Origin of the sequence: Pseudomonas sp. MONT-RG-20F-20-E-7-02, assembly GCF_022662395.1 — a bacterium.
GTDB lineage: Bacteria > Pseudomonadota > Gammaproteobacteria > Pseudomonadales > Pseudomonadaceae > Aquipseudomonas.
Window position 1 is genome coordinate 129,915 of sequence record NZ_JAKNQN010000010.1, and the last position, 17,020, is coordinate 146,934.

Consider the following 17,020-nt stretch of genomic DNA (forward strand, 5'->3'; position numbering starts at 1 on the left):
TCACTTGCCCTCCTTGTCAGGAAGGTGCGAAACCACGCGAATACCCGATTGGTCCAGCACCAGGTCAGCAACGGTCAGCTGTTGCACGGTGACCGGGATGACCATTCGCCATTGCACATGAGGCAGGTCTCGATAGGCCGCCAGTACCCCCAGAAAACGCGCTCCAGGTTCAAGCCTGAGCTTGAGGCTCAGCCGTTCACCCGGGCGCAGCTCAAGTTCCTCGCTGCCCACCCAATCCTTGGGCAGCGCTTGTTCGGCATTGCTGTACAGGCTGAAAAAGTCGGCATTCTCAAAAGCCACGGGATGTCGCAACTCAAGCAGGTGTACCACCACTGGCGAGGGGCGGCCGTGCAGGTCAGGGTTGACCTGGTCACCGGCGGTGAGCGTCACATCCAATTTGGTCAACGTGGAAAACGGCGACACCGCGCTGCAACCGGCCAACACACCGAGCAGGAGCAGCATTGAAACAAGCGTGGCTCGATACATAACTATCATCCTTAATAATCGGCGTGCAGTGTTGAGATCAAACGAAGCTGCTCCTCATAGGCCGTGGCGAAATCGCCGCCTGACCACTGCTCATCCTCAATCCAGTGCTGATAGTGGCGCTGGTAAGCCCGCCAGTGCCCCCCGTCAGTGGCAAACCGCGGCCGCTTGCCCCGAGACGCAAAGCACATCAGTAGATGACCCGGCGCGAAGGCATTGCGTATGTTGCGCAGCGCACTGCGAGACGCCGCCAGCAGTGCAACCTGATGAGCCTGTAGAGCCCGATGAGCCTGGGTAATGGCCTGTTCGGCAGGTAAATGGTGCGCGTCCGCCAGCCCCAGCAGCGTCGCCAAGGCAGCATCGGTATCGACACACGCGCTCAAGGGGTTGCGGCTTTTTTGCAGAGGGCCAACAAACGCCAGGCCCAGCTCATGTTTGAGCTCTTCACAGGTATGCAGGCTTTGCTGCAGCCCCTCGACGCCCACACGAAGCAAGCGTGCCACCTTGATCGCCAGGGCCTCCTGGCTCGCGCGGTCGAGCGTCTCCAGGCGAATGCCCAGCGCCGCCGCAAACTGTTCCCCAAAGGCGTTGGTATCCGTCGGCACCATCACGCAAGGTTTCGAGAGGGTTTCCCGGGCAGGCTCAGCCCGACGCGGTATCGTCAGATGGTCTCTGCTGACCACACGGTTATCCGGCCACGACCCAGGCCCCTCAGTGGCCTCCTCCAATGCCGCCAACTCCTGCGACCTGGTCTGCTGCCGATGCTCCAGGTCCAGTGCCTGGATAGGGTCCAACGTCAGGAATGCATCATCGGGAATGGCGCCGCTGCGGGCATCGTATGGCGTGTCCACAGACCGTACCGGCGTGATCAAGCGTGCACGTATCGCAAACGGCCCCAATTCAAACACCTCGCCGTCGCCGATCAATCGCGCCTGCCCTTTGTGCAGTCGCTCGGCACTGCCGGATACTCCGATACCGTTAGTGCTGATATCGGTTAAAAAGTACCGGCCTTCGCGGTAAGCGACCAATCCATGGTGACTGGAAAGCAGGCGGCTGGAATCGGCAATCATCCAGTCACAACCCGCACCGCGGCCAATCACACCGCCGGTGCCGTCGAACATTTTACGCGCCGATACTGCGCTGTTGACGCCCTTGACATCACATACTTCAAACACGAGTTGCATGGTCGGGCTCTCCCCATTCAATGGTCACGGGTTATCACCTTCGGCTCACCCAGCGGGCGGTAATCGGCATCATCAAACACGTAGTTCGCGCTGCAACCACCCAGTAAACACAACACAAGCACGACGGCTTGCCACGAACGAACAGGCATCAGCTTTCCTCCAAAACGTTAAGGTCGCCACGTCCGATTCGACGCAGGCGGCGTTGATACTCGGCAGCGCTCAAGCACAGCATTCAGCACTCCCCCTTGGCATCGCCAATAGGGATATTCAGCCGCGCCAGACGGTAGAGCAGCGTGCGCCGCGCAACGCCAAGCTCACGCGCGGTGCGGGTGCGATTGCCACGATTTTTGTGCAGGCAATCAATCAGGAACACCCGCTCCACCCGCTCCATGCGCTGGCGTAGCGTGGTGTCGAGTGCCACGGCGGCAGCCGGGGCCAGTGGCAGTGACAGGTGCATGGGCAGAATCACACCGTCGTCACACAATAAAACGGCGCGTTCCACCAGGCACTTGAGCTCACGGACATTGCCGGGGAAGCCATGGCTCGACAGTTGGTCAAGTGCGCTGTTCGACCACTCAACAGCCGCCCTCCCCAGTGACGCGCACGCCTTTTCAGCGAAATGTCGCGCCAGTTGCAGCACATCACCATCGCGCTCACGCAAGGCCGGCAATTGGATAGGGAACTGTGCGAGTCGGTAATAGAGGTCTTCACGGAAACTGCCTTGCGCCACCATCGCAGACAGATCGCGGTGGGTCGCGGCGATGATGCGCACATCAACCTTATGGGCAGAGCTGGCGCCCAATGGACGCACCTCGCCTTCCTGCAATACCCGCAGCAACTTGGCTTGCAAGGCCAGCGGCATGTCGCCGATCTCATCCAGCAGCAAGGTCCCGCCATGTGCGGCGTCAAACAGCCCTGCGTAATTGCGCTCGGCGCCGGTGAAGGCGCCTTTGCGGTAGCCAAACAGCTCACTTTCGAGCAACCCCTCCGGGAAGGCCGCGCAATTTTGCACCACAAACGCTTGGCCACTGCGCGGCCCCGCCGTGTGAATAGCGCGTGCCACGACCTCCTTGCCGGTGCCGGTCTCGCCGCGTAGCAGAACGGTGTAAGGGGTATGCAGGACTTTGTCGATCAAGTGGCAGGTCGCCTCAATCGCAGCGCTGTTGCCGATCAAGCCGTACGCACCTGTCACCGGTGTACCGCGTTGCGCCTTTTTGGCGCTTGGCGCGGGCTGCACGCCCCGGAGCAGACGCAGCTGGCTCAAGGCAAAGCCGCCCAGTTTGCCCAACGAAGGGGCGTAGCCCAGCAACGACGTTGCCTGCCAACTGGCGCACAGCAGCACGCCGTTCACCTGCTGGGATTGATTGAACAGCGGCACCGCCAAGAGTGAACACCAGCGGTGCTGCGTGATCGGCAGAAAAGCCGTGTCATACAGGCACCGCTGCACGTCATCGACGCCGAGCACGCTGCGCTGGTTGAGCACGTAATGCAGCAGCTGCTGTTCTTGCCATACCGCACCCACAGCCGGATCGACGCGCGTTGGCGCTCCCAGTAAATGCTGGGCGATCAGGTCCAGTCGCCCCGTGACCTCATCAACCCGATACAACTGGCTGAGTTCGCACTGGCTCAGTTGTGCGGCGCCCGCAACACACAGGTCGGGCAAGGTTGACGCATCACGGCCTTGGCCCAGGCTCATCAAGCAGTTCAGCAAGCTATCGGCATAGGCCAAAGGGTCGGACAAACCGGTAAACAGGGCGTCGTTCATCAGCTGAACTCGCACGTCGGCTGGCCGTTACCGTCCAATCGCGCATGGGCCAAGGACAATGATTCGCCCATGGCCATGGCATTCAGAAGACGGTCCACCATCTGTGGCAGCAACTCCCGCTCGATCCATTGGTCGATGTACCGCGCACCGCTATCACCATGGGCACAGCGCTGGGCCATGTGCGCAATCAGTTCGGACGAATAACTGAAGGCGAGCTGGCGTCGTTGCAGCCGCTCACCCAGGCTTGCCAGCTTGAGCCGTGCCACGTCATGCAGCACCTGCCCGGCAATCGGGTAGTACGGCACGACACGCATCCTGGCTAACAACGCCGGCTTGAAATGAGCACGCAAGATTGGGTGGATTGCGTCCTGCAGCACGTGGGTGTCTGGTCGCCGGCCGTCTGCACAGAGTGCGCTGATGCAATCGCTGCCGAGGTTTGAAGTCATCAAGAGCAGCGTGTTGCGAAAATCAATTTCTCGCCCCTCGCCGTCATTGGCGCGGCCCTTGTCGAAGACCTGGTAAAACAGGTTCAGTACTTGCGGGTCGGCTTTCTCGACCTCATCAAGCAGCACCACTGAATAAGGGCGTTGGCGCACAGCTTCCGTGAGGATGCCGCCCTCGCCGTAACCGATGTAGCCCGGTGGAGCACCGATCAGTCGGGACAAGGCATGCTGTTCCTGATACTCCGACATGTTGATGGTGGTGATAAACCGCTCACCGCCGTACAAAAGATCGGCCAGGGCCAGTGCCGTGTCTGTCTTGCCGACGCCACTGGGGCCCACCAGCAGAAAAACCCCTACCGGCGCATCGGGCTTGTTAAGCCCGGCAGCCACGGCCCGCAATGCGCGGTCAAGGGCTTGCACGGCATGCTCCTGCCCCAGGATTCGAGCGCGCAGGGCATCGGCAAAGCCCAGGACTTTTTCGTTGGGCTCAAGTGCCAGTTGCTCCAGCGGAATACCGGTCCAGGCGCTGATCACTTGCGCCACCAGGCGCGGGCACACCTCCAGCGTGTTCGATGATTGCCCGCCCTGCTGCTCCAGCGCCTGGCGCTCGCACGCCAGGCCTTCCAGGCGCAGGTTCAACGCCTGCAACGTCTGCGCTTCGGCCGGCAATCCCCTGTCAGCGTCGCGACTTAATGCCAGATAGTGTCGGTTGCCTTCTGCCAGTTGCGCGCAAAGATGCTGCAATGCCTCAGGTGGCAGAGCCTGGCGCGTGCGCACACGCGCGCAGGCGGTATCCAGTACATCCACGGCCTTGTCCGGCAACTGGCGACCCGCGAGGTAACGCGCGCTCATATGCGCCGCCGCGACGACGGCATCGTCGCGCACATAAACCCCATGGCTCGCCTCATAAACCGGGACCAGGCCGCGCAGGATTGACACAGCCTCTTCAACACTCGGCTCGCCGACCAGTACCGGCTGAAAACGCCGCGCCAATGCCGGGTCTTTTTCGATGTACTGTTTGTACTCCGCCCACGTAGTCGCGGCGATAGTGCGCAGCCCTCCCCGCGCCAATGCCGGCTTGAGCAGGTTGGCGGCGTCGGAACCTCCCGTCTGGCCTCCGGCGCCGACCAGGGTATGGGCTTCATCGATAAACAGAATCACCGGCTGTGGCGCAGCGTTGACCTCATCGATCAAGCCTTTGAGGCGCCGCTCGAATTCACCCTTGAGGCTGGCACCGGCTTGCAGCAGGCCCAGATCCAGGGTCAACAGGCGCACATTATTGAGCGCTTCGGGCACCTCAGAAGCGACGATCTTCAAGGCAAGCCCTTCGACAATCGCCGTTTTGCCCACACCGGCCTCGCCGACCAGAATCGGGTTGTTCTTGCGCCGTCGCACAAGGATGTCAATCAGTTGTCGAATTTCGCTGTCGCGACACAACACCGGGTCGATCAACCCTTCGCGCGCTTGAGCCGTCAGATCATGCGTAAAGCGCTGCAGCAGCGACTCCGTCACCACGGGCTGGGGCGCTGACACCTGGCTCGCCAAAAAATCACGCACACGGCCGGCATCCAGACGGCTTAGCACGCCGTAGTAACCGCTGCCGGAATAATCCAGCGGGTGGCGCAGCAATGCCAGCAACAGCGCGCCGTGATCCACACAGCGTTGTTCCAGCTCAATATGAGCAACCATCAGCGCCTGCTGCAGCCAGTGAACCAGCGCCTGGGCAAAGACCGGGTTGCGCGTAGCGCTCTGTTCACTTCTGGGCTGCAACACGGCGTGCAGCTCGCTCGCCTGCACGCCTGCATCTGCCAGGGCCTTGACCATTAACCCGTCGGGCTGCTCAAGCAATGCCAGGAGTAAATCTTCCACCAGCACTTCACGGCCACCGCGCATCACACAGCGCTCAGCTGCGCGTTCCAGGTCTTGCCGTGCCTGGGCTGTCAACGTACGTATGAGTTGTTGCAGGTCCACATTAATCATGATCATCAGCCCCTAACGAAAATTGCCCGCAAGCGTGACCACGCCGTCGGCATGTTCAGGCACCAGCCAAGTGGTCCACCCCAGGCGGCAGACGTTGCGCTCGCCAATGTGCAGCGCCTTGATCTCGCCTTCGGCCAACACCAGCCGCAAGTCGTACTCCAACGGGTCGCGTGTGGTGAAACGCACCAGTGAGCACAAGGGCTGATACCCACTGCCAGTGGGCAGGAACTCGTGCAGTCGTTGCCAACTCAGCGCCCGCATGTGCACCCTGAATTTGCCGCTACGGTCAGCCACACGCTGCCCCAGCACCAGGTTTTGACCGAGCTCGCTATTGGCGACCCCCAAGTGATTGCGCTGCAAAGGGGCAACCTCCACCGTGCGCTCAACCCACTGTTCAATGAACAAAGGGCTGTGCTTGAAGTAATGCCGCAGTACGGTCTCGATCAACGTCGCCGAATGGGCGCGCAAACTCAGGAGCCCCAAGTACGGCAACAGGCGCTTGCAATCCAGTTGCGTAGCTTGACGAATCGCCTCGCCACCCAAGCCGATAAGCGCAAACATCTGCTCGGAAAAGACATCGCTGGCACCGCGCTGGAAACACGCGCGGTAACGGTACTTACGCCAGATCGGCAACATCAGGCGGTGCAGCCGCTGGTGGAACAGGTCGAGGAAATCGCGAGTGGGGTTGCCCCCAGGGCGCTCGGTAAATGCCTGTTCGCCATAAAACGCCGGCAATGGCGACCCGGCACCAAATAACCCCAGGATGTTGAGGCGCAGTCGAGCGCGCAGATGGCCGTGCTCCACAAAAAACGCCACATGATCGATGTCATGCCCGGCAAACCCCAGGCCAGGGTTGGCCTGGAACTCAAGGTGCTCATACAGCGCGTCCTCATCCAGCAACGGATGGGCCTCGCGCAATCGCTCGATCACCTGCTGCACCGCCTGAAATAGCGTGTATTCGCGGATGACACGACACAGGTGGTTCAAAGCAGGGGTTGTTGCCCCATCCGGGATGGCCATAGATACACGTCTCCTTGTGTGCTGGTGACTCGCAACTCGTGGTACGAATTAAGGCTGGCGTAGAGCGCGAAGAACTCATTGAGGACAGAGGCAAACACAAACATGTCGCCCAACCCGAGAAAGCCCTGGGGGTCGACTGTCAGGTCCACCCGTAAACCGCGAACGGGCAACCCTCGGTGCAACCGGTCGACTGCTTCGTGGCTGATCGACCGCAACGCGCCCAGCCTTGTCTGGCTGACCTTTTGCGCCTGTCGATCGTGATAGCGCGGCAAATCGTAGGTTTGCAGGATCACCTTCAAGGCGCTGATATCGGTCAACGACACATAGTTGAGTGACATGTTGCTGATCAGCTTCCACAGGAAATCCTGATCCAGCGGCGGCACGAAGCTCGCCGTGGGTGCCGTGATATTGCGGAAGGTGAGTGACTCAGGGGCCTGTTCGCAGGGCCGGTTTATGTCGCCTGCACGTAATTGCCGTGGCAGGTTGCTATTGGTACAGGTCAGTTCAATCGAGAGTGTTTCCTGACCGTCCCCTGCGCGCGCACAGAAGCCCATCCAGGTATCAAGGCCGCCATGCTGCAACGACAAGCGTTGGCGGAGGCTGTAGCTGGACGGCGCCACCGCCAGGTCACTGTCCTCGTCATGTTCAAAGGACTCGAACGGCACGTAGGTCTGATAGCCCAGGCCGCCGGGGCGCCAGCCGATGACACTGTCCACGGAAAATACAGCGGCATTGCCCGCCGTATATTCCCCCGGCACCAAGAGGTACTCGTCCTGCTTACCGTCCAGGCGAACGGGCACCGCATCATGTTTGAACAGGTTGACGATGGGTGTGCAATACAACTTCAGGTTGTCCAGGGTGGGCCTTGGGGGGCGATGCCCCTGGGTGCGCAACTCGAAGCGCAGCACCATGCCCTGCACTTGCTTGAGCAATTCATGGGGAAGCGAGTGCAGCACACTCAGCCCCTCGACATCGACAAACAGGTACTTGTCCGGGAACGCAAAGTATTCCTGCAGGTGTCGGTAACCGCGGAACGTATTCTGCGGATACGGAATCAACGCCTGCGCCTCTGAAAACCCCACCGGCTGGACCTGACTGGCGCGCAAACGCAGTGTTGCCGGTTGCCCATCGGCGCGGTTGACCGGCAAGCCTGCGTGATCCAGCAAGCGCAAATCGATGCCGTCAAGGTGGCGCAACAAACTGAGGTAGAGCCCTTGGCTGATGTAGCGGTCCCCCGCCAGGTGCAGGCGCAAGGAATCAAATGCCAGCTCAGTGAAATTGCCTTCGGCACTCATGTTCAAGCGCAGGTCCAACCGTGCGGTTTCGCCCTGGCACGTGTACTCCAGGCCGCTGAGTTGCAGTGGCATGACGTCGGTGGCGTAGCAGGTCCGAAAGCGACAGCGCTCGCCTTGGACAGCGGCGCTCTCCACGGCGGTATCGCGCGCCACTCGCACACTGGGGCCGGCACGTTTCAAGGGGTCAAATTGCAGGATGCTGAACGCAGGCATTGGCCGCATGTAGTTCGGCCATAGCAAGTGCATCAAGGAATGCGTCAGCTCTGGCAACTCGTCATCCAGCTTCTGGCGCAGGCGCCCCGTGAGGAACGCAAAACCCTCCAGCAGCCGCTCTACATCGGGGTCCTGGCCGGTCTGCGCAAGAAACGGTGCCAACGCAGGGTTACGCTCAGAGAACTGCCGCCCAAGTTGCCGCAAGGCGCTCAGCTCACTTTGGAAATAGCGGTTAAAGCCCATCAACACTTACCTCGACACGACCGGCATCCGCCAGCCGCGCATGAAACACAACCGGCTGCATGACACCCTCCAGCAACAGCGCTGCTTCAATCGAAAATGCCAGGGTCAAGGGTTCACTCACCCGTGGCAGAACCCTGACACGCGCATTCGCCAACCGCGGCTCGTACGCCCGGATGAAACGTTCGATCAGTACGCGCGACTGGCTCAAGGATTCATGCAGGCTGAGCCGCATATCATTGAGGTCAGGCAAGCCGTAGTCAGGCAGCGTCTGGACACTGCCTGCGCGGGTGCTGAGCATTTTTTCCAAATGTGCAGCAACAGATGCCACGCTGCACGCCGGGGTTTGCGCATCGCATTCGAGGCGTTCGAACAGGCTATTGTGGTGGGGCCTCCCCTGGCTTCGGCTCATTCTTTATCGAGCTTGCCGACCAGCGACAACGTGAAGTCTGCGCCCATGTACTTGAAGTGCGGGCGCACGCTCAAGTTAACCCGATACCAGCCTGGTTCTCCGTCGACATCGCTGACGACGATGCGAGCTGCGCGCAATGGGCGGCGTCCACGCACCTCTGCACTGGGGTTCTCCTGATCGGCCACGTATTGGCGAATCCACTTGTTGAGTTCCAACTCCAGGTCCGTGCGTTCTTTCCACGAACCCAGCTGCTCGCGCTGCAAAACCTTGAGGTAATGAGCCAGACGATTGACCACCATCATGTAGGGCAGTTGGGTGCCAAGTCGGTAATTCAACTCGGCCGCCTTGCCCTCTTCACTGATGCCAAACGACTTGGGTTTTTGCACGGAACTGGCGGAAAAGAACGCCGCATTGTCACTGCCCTTGCGCATGGTCAGGGCAATAAACCCTTCTTGTGCCAGCTCGTATTCACGCCGGTCCGAAACCAGCACTTCGGTCGGGATCTTGGTTTCAATCTCGCCCATGCTCTGAAAGTGATGCAGCGGCAAGTCCTCCACTGCCCCGCCGCTTTGCGGGCCGATGATGTTCGGACACCAGCGAAAGCGCGCGAAGCTGTCGGTCAGGCGCGTAGCAAAGGCATACGCGGTATTGCCCCATAGATAATGCTCGTGGCTGTTGACCACGGTTTCCCGGTAGGCAAAGGTTTTAACCGGGCATTCAAGCGGGTCATAGGGCGTTCGCAGCAGGAAGCGCGGAACCGTAAGGCCGATATAGCGCGCGTCTTCGCTCTGGCGAAAACTTTGCCATTTGGCAAACTGGGGGCCTTCGAAATGGTCCCTGAGGTCCTTGAGATCAGGCAAACCTGTGAAGCTTTCCAACCCGAAGAAGGCCGGCCCGGCAGCGGCAATAAAAGGTGCGTGAGCCATACAGGCAACGCTGGATGCGTATTGCATCAGCTTCACGTCCGGTGCACTGGGTGACAGGAAATAGTTGGCAATGATCGCGCCGACCGGCTGACCACCGAACTGGCCGTATTCGGCGCTGTAGATATGCTTGTAAAGCCCGGACTGGGTAATTTCCGGCGAGTCCTCAAAATCATCCAGCAGATCCTGCCGCGAGACATTCAGCAGTTCGATCTTGATGTTCTCTCGGAAGTTGGTACGGTCGACCAGCAGCTGCAAGCCCTTCCAGGCCGACTCCAGCGCCTGGAAATCCGGGTGATGGAGAATTTCGTCCATTTGCTGGCTGAGTTTGGTGTCGATCTCGGCAATCATCCGGTCGACCAGGCGTTTCTTCACCGGTTCTGCGCTGTTCTGCGGCTTGAGCAGCTCCTCGATGAACGCCGACACGCCACGTTTGGCAATGCCGTACGCTTCGTCGTCGGCACTCAGCAGTGTCTGGGCAACGATGTTGTCGAGGATGCTGTACTCGTCAGCGGCGCTTGCGGGCTGCGGGTTGGGCTGGGTGGTGATCATGGTGTCAGTGTCCTTTTACTGAAGTATTCAGGTGACGGGGCTGCTCAGCCCCAGCTCAGCAAGTACCCGCGCACGCGACTCGTCATCGGCCAGTGCCTGCTCAATGGCTTTGCGAAAGCTGGGTGTATTGCCCAAGGGCCCTTTGAGCGCCATCAACGCCTCCCGCAATGCCATCAGTTTGTGTAACTCGGGTATTTGCTCAACCAGGTTGGCGGGGTTGAAATCCTTCATCGAGTTGATCCGCACCTGGACGGCCAACGCTTCGACATCCGTGTTCTCCTGCAAGCGGTTGGGCACGCTCAACGTCAAGCTCAACGCCTGTTTGGCCAGCACCTCATCAAGGGTGTGCTTGTCGATACCAATGGGCTTTCGATCTTCGAGCTTGCGCGAGTCCTCACGCTGGCTGAAATCCCCCAGCACGAGCAATTTCAACGGCAGCTCGACTTCCTCTTGGGCGCCGCCAATGGCGGGCTTGAAGGTGATATTGATACGTTCCTTGGGTGCTACCGAACCGTCTTTGGCCACGGCATTTCTCCTTTTTTTTGGTCGGCTCGAAAGCCTATTCAAGTACCGCTTCGAGATCGAAGTGGCACAACCTGCGATGGGTGACTTCCTTGCGTTCGCGCACGGCGTGGTCTTGTGGCAAAAGGTCGTAACAGCGATGCAGCAACCGCGCGACTTGAAAGGCCAACTCGGGCTCCCAGCGGTCCAGGCCTGCGTGCTGGAGTTCAAGGTCCATCTGCTCAAGCTGGATCCTGCCCAGCTCATGCTTGCCCGCCCGGATGCACAACCTGGCCAGCGCCAATCGCCAATGAAAACGCGCGCGGTCACTGCACGCGGCGTGCAAACCTTGCTTGAGCTCACCGACTGCCGCTTTCAGCCCCTCTTTACGCAGCCTGGACATCACTGCCTGCAACGCCGTTTCCCAGGGCGCACTGCCCACATCGACCACGGCACTTGAGGGCTCGGTCTTGTGCAGATGGCGAAGCACATGCAATGCGATCCACTCAGCTGTCGCGGAATCGGCAAACCCGCTGCCGTCGTCAAACTTGAACTGAGGCAGGCTCGGCAGCCGTTGCAACAACAAGGCAAAATTCATTTCCAACTCGGTCATGGCCAACTCGGCCTGCAAGGCTTCGAGGCACTCCCAAGCCATACGCAACCCATCGAACCAGAACAAGGCGCCAGCCAGGCTCACCTCGAGTTCCAGTAAAAGATCGGCGTAATGCCCCTGGTCAAAGCGGTCCTGGAACCGTTTAAGTTTGTCGGGCGACGGCGCACGCAATGCAGTTACTCGCTCGCTATTGGCGTCGGGGTAATTGACCAGCGCAAGCCATGCAAGGGTTCGGCTCAGGCGCAAGGCTCGCAGGTCTGTCGCACTCTGGCGTAGCCACCAGGCGCACAAGGGGCGAGCCTGCTCCTGCAATGCACGCAGCAGTTTGTGGGCGTCTTTTTCGTTATTGACCGACTGCTCGGGCTGGCGCAATTGCGTTGCCGCCTGCTTGACCTGGGCAATAACACCCGCCACTGCGCCAGGCTCAGGACGGCTTTGCGCGGCAAGTGCCAGGCGCTCCGACAGTTGCCTGCGAATCGGTAATAACAAAGGCGCATCGTCACCCAGGCGCTCGCCCCATATTTCGTCGAGGCTCGCGAGGTGTTCAAGCAGCGCCTGAAACACTGCCTGCTGTTCGGTAAGCGAGAGGTTCTGCGCAAAAAGCGGCTCCAACCGCAACACCAGCCAATTGAACGCAGCGCTGCGGGTCCTCGACTTGGCGGGGTACACAACCGCCCAGTGGTGCACACACAGGTGGCGTAGCAAACCGAGACCCGCCAGAAGCCCGGGAAATGAATCACGCTGATACAACGCCCATGTCAACCAGACGGCGACCCGCAAATCCTTGGAATGCTCACGCAGCAGACGCTCACCGTTCTCGCTGACTTTTTGCCAATCCGGCTGGCTTGCTCCATGAATCGATTGCGCTTTGCCAAGCTCGGATTCCAAAGCCTCGAACTCGCCGGAAAACCGACTATCACAGCCGGCAAAATCCTGTGGCGAACAAGGTAGCCGCGCAACTTCAAGATAATAAGCGTACAGCGTGTCTGAATAATCCATTTTAGGCCGCAGGTAACTATTTCAAGGCAAAGGTTCAAGGCAAAGGTTCAAGGCAAAAGCAGCACACTAATTCCAATTAACTAATCAGCGGCCCATTTGCTTCCTGTTCAATTTCTGAGGAAGCCATCGAACCTTAGCCACCCAAAAAGCAATCAGCAAGCCAGGGTTTTACACTTAAGAAAGTTCCTACAAACCCAGTAAATAAAGGCCTGCGCAATAGCTTGCGCAGTTCGCCCTGCACAAACAACCCCGTTTAACCTTGAACAGCCGCGCCCACGCACCACTAATAACGCGAGCAATTAACTGCACATAAGTGCGCAAAAAAAGACACTAAAACACCGACAAAAATCAGGACAGTTTCCTAAATACTTACTCAACTAACGCCAAATAGCGCCATTTCATTAACGCTCGTCATTTCAGGCACGCTTCTTGTTATAGAGACTTGCCTGAACGGCCTTCACGCCGCTCAGGAATACTTACTTAATCAGACATGGAAACCAGTCATGCCAACACCCGCTTACCTCTCCGTCACCGGCGTCAAACAAGGCTTGATCACGGCAGGCACATTTACCCAGGATTCGGTCGGCAACATTTATCAGGAGGGCCATGAGGACCAGATCCTCGTGCAGGCATTTGCCCATCAGGTAATCATTCCCCGCGATCCGCAATCGGGCCAGCCAACCGGCCAACGGGTGCACAAACCACTGATGATCAGCAAGGTCTTCGACAAATCCTCACCGCTGCTCTTCAGCGCGCTGACCTCGGGCGAAGAAGTGTCGTGCCGGCTGGAGTGGTTCCGCACCTCCTCGGCCGGCACCCAGGAGCATTACTTCACCATCGAGCTGGAAGGCGCGACCATCGTCGACGTGCAATCGCGCATGCCCAATTGCCAAGACCCTGACAATGCGCACTTCACGCATTTGGAGGATGTGTATTTCACCTATCGCAAGATCATCTGGACCCACGAAGTGGCTGGCACGTCCGGCTCGGACGACTGGCGTAGCCCGGTCGCCGGCTAACTTCGGCTGACGCAGGCACGGCCGCCAGGGACGGCGCCGTGACTGCTGCCGGTTAACTACACCATCGCCAGCGGGTGCTTGCGTTTGGGGGCGCCGAATACGCGGTCGATTGCGTCCAGGTCGTGCTCATCCAGCACCAGTTGCGCAGCCCTGGCATTGAGCCGCACGTGTTCGGGTGTAACGGCCTTGGGGATGGCGATCACACCGTCCTGGCGCAAGACCCAGGCAAGTGACACCTGGGCCGGTGTCACCTCGTGGCGACGGGCGATTTGCTTGAGCGTGGGGCTGGCCAATAACTCACCGCCCTGGGCGATGGGGCAGTAAGCCATGAGCGGCAAGTGGTGTTGTTGCCACCATGGCAGCAGGTCAAATTCAATGCCGCGCTCTTCAATGTTGTAGAGCACCTGGTTGGTCGCACAGGCTGGGGAGGCAAGTTCCTGCAGGTCGGCCACGTCAAAGTTGGACACGCCCCAGCGGCCGATCTTGCCGGCTTCACGCAGGCGTTCGAAAGCGTCGACGGTTTCTTCAAGAGGGTATTGGCCGCGCCAGTGCAACAGGTACAGGTCGATATAGTCAGTGCCCAGGCGTTGCAGGCTGGCTTCGCAGGCGCGGGGCACGCCTTTGTGACTGGCATTGTGAGGGTAGATTTTGCTGACGAGAAACACCTGGTCGCGCTTGCCGCGAATGGCTTCGCCGACCACCTCTTCGGCACCGCCTTCACCATACATTTCAGCGGTATCGATCAGGCTCATGCCCTCGTCGATACCCAATTGCAACGCGGCGACTTCAGCCCGGCGCTGGTCCGGGTTTTCGCCCATGCGCCAGGTACCCTGGCCGATGACAGGCACGGGAACACCGGCCAGATCGATAGTACGCATGACAACCTCCTGATGAATTCGCGGATTAACTGTGTGGCACTGACCGGACAAAAGGGTTCAATCGAAGTATGGTTAGCCTTTGCCAAGTCGCCAGGAAGAACCTGCAATGCTGTTTGTCGTCATGCTCGGGGGTAAGCACCCACGGGCCAGAATTGAAGTTCACGATGTGGTGTTCGCCGTGGCGCCAACGCTGCAAGCCACCTACCCGCAACTGCGCGACGGTTGGTTTGGCAGCCCCAAGGGTGTGCATATCGACTCCTGGATGGCCGTGGAGGGCGTCGACGGCTGGAAAGTCGAGATCAGCCACATGGCACCACAAGCAGATGCGCACCACCTCTACTTCATCAACCTCGGCGGCTATGAAGCCAACGTATTTGGCGAGGCTCATCATTATTTGCTGGTGGTTGCCCGCGACAAAAAGGAGGCGATGAGCAAGGGCAAACAGCAGATGCTGCGCCACTGGTCACAGGCCCATACCGACGGCGTGCTGGATATCGACGACTGCCTGCCGATCGACCTGGTGGATGGGCGCTATATCCATCTGGTGCAAGGCCCGCATCGACCGATCATCCAGCAGAACGACTACATCGTTCTGCCCTGACGCCTCACACGTCGAGTGTCAGGGTTTTACCAAACAGGCGGTTGCCATGGGTTTCACCCTGGAAGGTGTAGGTCGGTGAGCCCAGCACCTCATAGCCGCGTCGAGGGTAAAAGCCCATCGCGCGTTCGTTGCCGACCCACACGGTTGCCCACAGTAACGCAGCGCCATCGCGTGCAGCGCTTTGCTCCGCCGCGTGCAGCAGCTGATAGCCCAGCCCCTGGCCGGTAAAGCGTTCCTGAATATAGAGGCGTTGCAGCTCGGCAGCGTCAGCGGTGTCGATCATCGAGTGGCTGGCGTTGAGCTTGATCTGGGCGAAGCCGACCAGATGGCCGTTGGTTTCAGCCACCAGCAACGCAATGCCGGGTTGCGCAATCAGTTGGGCGATGGTGTGCGGCGCAAAGGCTTGCAGTGCCTCATGGGCAATCGAGCTGCGAATGCCTTCAGTGGCGTAGGTGTCGAGAAACACCTGCATGCCCAACACGCCAATGCACAGCGCATCCTCGGCAATGGCCGCACGAATAATGAACGTCGGGGTGGGGGCGGTAGGCATTGAGCGTCCGTACTCAGGGTTGAAAAGATCAACGTTTTACCACGAATGCAGGGGGAAGGCGTTGAGCTGTTCTACGCCGGCTTCAGCTTTAAAGGCTGGGTGCGTTACAAGCCGCGCGAGTGGCTTACCAACTGCCCGACGCCCCGCCGCCGCCACTGGACCCACCGCCACCGGACGAACTGCTGCTGGAGCTGGAACTCGAGCTTTCGGAACTTGAATCCGACCCACCGCCCGACCCCGAGCCGCCATCGGAAATGCTCGTCAAAAACACGATAAACGCAACGACAGAGGCCGCCGGTATTGCCAGTAGCCAGCCCTGGTAACCGTGCCCGAGCATCAACCCCACCGCCACATACACCGCTGCCACCGCCAGCACACGCACGAGGAAGAAACGTGGTTTGGTCTTCCAGGATTGACGGATAACAAAGAACAGCCCCACGTACAACGCCAGCACCAGGGCGCCGCCAAACGGCAACGCCAGCCAATGCACGAAGTTGACTTCGACGAAGTGGCTCACCACCAGCACCGCGACGATGTAGGCCAACGCTGCCACCACGCAGTAAAACACCGCGCGCGCCAGCCACAGCGCGCCGAACGTGGCGCCGCCGATCAACAGGGTCAGCGGAAAGGCCACCAGGTACACCGGCCACTCCTGCCCGCCCGCATAAATCGTCAGCAGCACCGTCACCGCCACGGTGGCAATCAGCGCCCGGCGCCAATGCAGCTTGCCGGCGGCGATTAATACACCGCCGATGGCGCCGGCAATAAACGCCAGCAGTACCGCGATGATCTGCGGATTCACCTGCGGTGCCGCCTGCTGTGGCAGGTCGCCACCGTCCACCAGCACGGTCAGATCGTTGACGGCTTGTTGCACGCCGCCCGCATAGTCGCCCTGGCGAAACGCCGGGGTGATGTGTTCTTCAATGATGCGATGGGCCAACAGGTCGGTGACGGTGCCTTCCAGGCCGTAACCCACCTCGATGCGCACCTTGCGGTCTTGCTTGGCCACCACCAGCAGGATGCCGTCGTTGACATCCTTTCGCCCCAGCTTCCAGGCGCGGAACAGTTGGTTGGCGTAGTCCTCGATGCTCGCACCGCCGGTGGTGGGCACCAGCAGTACCGCGACTTGCGCGCCTTTGCGCTGTTCAAGGGCGGCCAACTGGTCTTTAAGGCGCTGGGTCGTGCTGGTGTCGAGGGTATTGGTGAGGTCGATTACCCGTTGGTCAAGGGCCACGCCAATCGGCGAAGTGTCTGCCTGCGCTGTGCTCAGCAAGCCGAAGAGCACCAACGCGAGAAGACTCAAGACGGATTGCCGCAGAATCGCCATCATGTTTGTTACCTGAAGTGTC

The 17,020-nt window shown here is 59.8% G+C and carries 16 protein-coding genes; 2 read left to right on the forward strand and 14 right to left on the reverse strand.

What is annotated here, in order from left to right:
* The 11 genes from tssJ to tssA all read right to left on the reverse strand — a co-directional run bounded on the left by tssJ (position 1) and on the right by tssA (position 12,623).
* Positions 1-486, reverse strand: coding sequence for a type VI secretion system lipoprotein TssJ (gene tssJ, locus L8I05_RS25100; protein WP_242172306.1), 486 nt, complete (start codon positions 484-486; stop codon positions 1-3).
* An 11-nt stretch (positions 487-497) separates the two neighbouring features.
* Positions 498-1,667 (reverse strand): type VI secretion system-associated FHA domain protein TagH, encoded by a 1,170-nt coding sequence (gene tagH / locus L8I05_RS25105; RefSeq protein ID WP_242172318.1) that lies wholly within the window; start codon positions 1,665-1,667, stop codon positions 498-500.
* A 17-nt stretch (positions 1,668-1,684) separates the two neighbouring features.
* Positions 1,685-1,816 carry a type VI secretion protein gene (locus L8I05_RS25110; protein WP_177018144.1) on the reverse strand — a complete coding sequence of 44 codons (132 nt, stop codon included), beginning with the start codon at positions 1,814-1,816 and terminating at the stop codon, positions 1,685-1,687.
* An 83-nt stretch (positions 1,817-1,899) separates the two neighbouring features.
* Complete coding sequence (locus L8I05_RS25115; RefSeq protein WP_242172324.1) at positions 1,900-3,432, reverse strand: sigma 54-interacting transcriptional regulator; 1,533 nt, start codon at positions 3,430-3,432, stop codon at positions 1,900-1,902.
* On the reverse strand, positions 3,432-5,855 hold the full coding sequence (locus L8I05_RS25120) for an AAA family ATPase (protein ID WP_242172344.1): 2,424 nt from the start codon (positions 5,853-5,855) through the stop codon (positions 3,432-3,434). Before L8I05_RS25120 ends, L8I05_RS25115 begins: the two co-directional genes overlap by 1 nt.
* A gap of 12 nt (positions 5,856-5,867) precedes the next feature.
* Positions 5,868-6,875 (reverse strand): type VI secretion system baseplate subunit TssG, encoded by a 1,008-nt coding sequence (gene tssG / locus L8I05_RS25125; protein WP_242172386.1) that lies wholly within the window; start codon positions 6,873-6,875, stop codon positions 5,868-5,870.
* On the reverse strand, positions 6,839-8,626 hold the full coding sequence (gene tssF / locus L8I05_RS25130; RefSeq protein ID WP_242172395.1) for a type VI secretion system baseplate subunit TssF: 1,788 nt from the start codon (positions 8,624-8,626) through the stop codon (positions 6,839-6,841). Before tssF ends, tssG begins: the two co-directional genes overlap by 37 nt.
* Positions 8,616-9,035 (reverse strand): type VI secretion system baseplate subunit TssE, encoded by a 420-nt coding sequence (gene tssE / locus L8I05_RS25135; RefSeq protein ID WP_242172396.1) that lies wholly within the window; start codon positions 9,033-9,035, stop codon positions 8,616-8,618. Before tssE ends, tssF begins: the two co-directional genes overlap by 11 nt.
* On the reverse strand, positions 9,032-10,510 hold the full coding sequence (gene tssC / locus L8I05_RS25140) for a type VI secretion system contractile sheath large subunit (protein WP_242172402.1): 1,479 nt from the start codon (positions 10,508-10,510) through the stop codon (positions 9,032-9,034). The genes tssE and tssC overlap by 4 nt, the downstream gene beginning before the upstream one ends.
* A 27-nt stretch (positions 10,511-10,537) precedes the next feature.
* Positions 10,538-11,035, reverse strand: coding sequence for a type VI secretion system contractile sheath small subunit (gene tssB / locus L8I05_RS25145; protein ID WP_197627865.1), 498 nt, complete (start codon positions 11,033-11,035; stop codon positions 10,538-10,540).
* A 34-nt stretch (positions 11,036-11,069) separates the two neighbouring features.
* On the reverse strand, positions 11,070-12,623 hold the full coding sequence (gene tssA / locus L8I05_RS25150; RefSeq protein ID WP_242172434.1) for a type VI secretion system protein TssA: 1,554 nt from the start codon (positions 12,621-12,623) through the stop codon (positions 11,070-11,072).
* Positions 12,624-13,126: 503 nt separating this feature from the next.
* On the opposite strand from tssA, the gene L8I05_RS25155 reads away from it, so the two are divergent.
* A complete protein-coding gene (locus L8I05_RS25155; RefSeq protein ID WP_159957170.1) occupies positions 13,127-13,642 on the forward strand; it encodes an Hcp family type VI secretion system effector in 516 nt (171 codons plus the stop codon).
* A 56-nt stretch (positions 13,643-13,698) separates the two neighbouring features.
* On the opposite strand, the gene L8I05_RS25160 is transcribed toward L8I05_RS25155, so the two are convergent.
* Positions 13,699-14,520: an aldo/keto reductase gene (locus L8I05_RS25160; RefSeq protein ID WP_242172438.1), complete on the reverse strand. Its 822-nt coding sequence runs from the start codon at positions 14,518-14,520 to the stop codon at positions 13,699-13,701.
* Positions 14,521-14,626: 106 nt separating this feature from the next.
* On the opposite strand from L8I05_RS25160, the gene L8I05_RS25165 reads away from it, so the two are divergent.
* Positions 14,627-15,121: a DUF1543 domain-containing protein gene (locus tag L8I05_RS25165; RefSeq protein WP_242172453.1), complete on the forward strand. Its 495-nt coding sequence runs from the start codon at positions 14,627-14,629 to the stop codon at positions 15,119-15,121.
* A 4-nt stretch (positions 15,122-15,125) separates the two neighbouring features.
* Here L8I05_RS25165 and L8I05_RS25170 read toward each other — a convergent pair whose 3' ends face one another.
* Positions 15,126-15,671: a GNAT family N-acetyltransferase gene (locus tag L8I05_RS25170; RefSeq protein WP_242172455.1), complete on the reverse strand. Its 546-nt coding sequence runs from the start codon at positions 15,669-15,671 to the stop codon at positions 15,126-15,128.
* 124 nt (positions 15,672-15,795) lie between these two features.
* Positions 15,796-17,001, reverse strand: coding sequence for a YgcG family protein (locus L8I05_RS25175; RefSeq protein WP_242172458.1), 1,206 nt, complete (start codon positions 16,999-17,001; stop codon positions 15,796-15,798).
* Between the last annotated feature and the right edge of the window lie 19 nt (positions 17,002-17,020).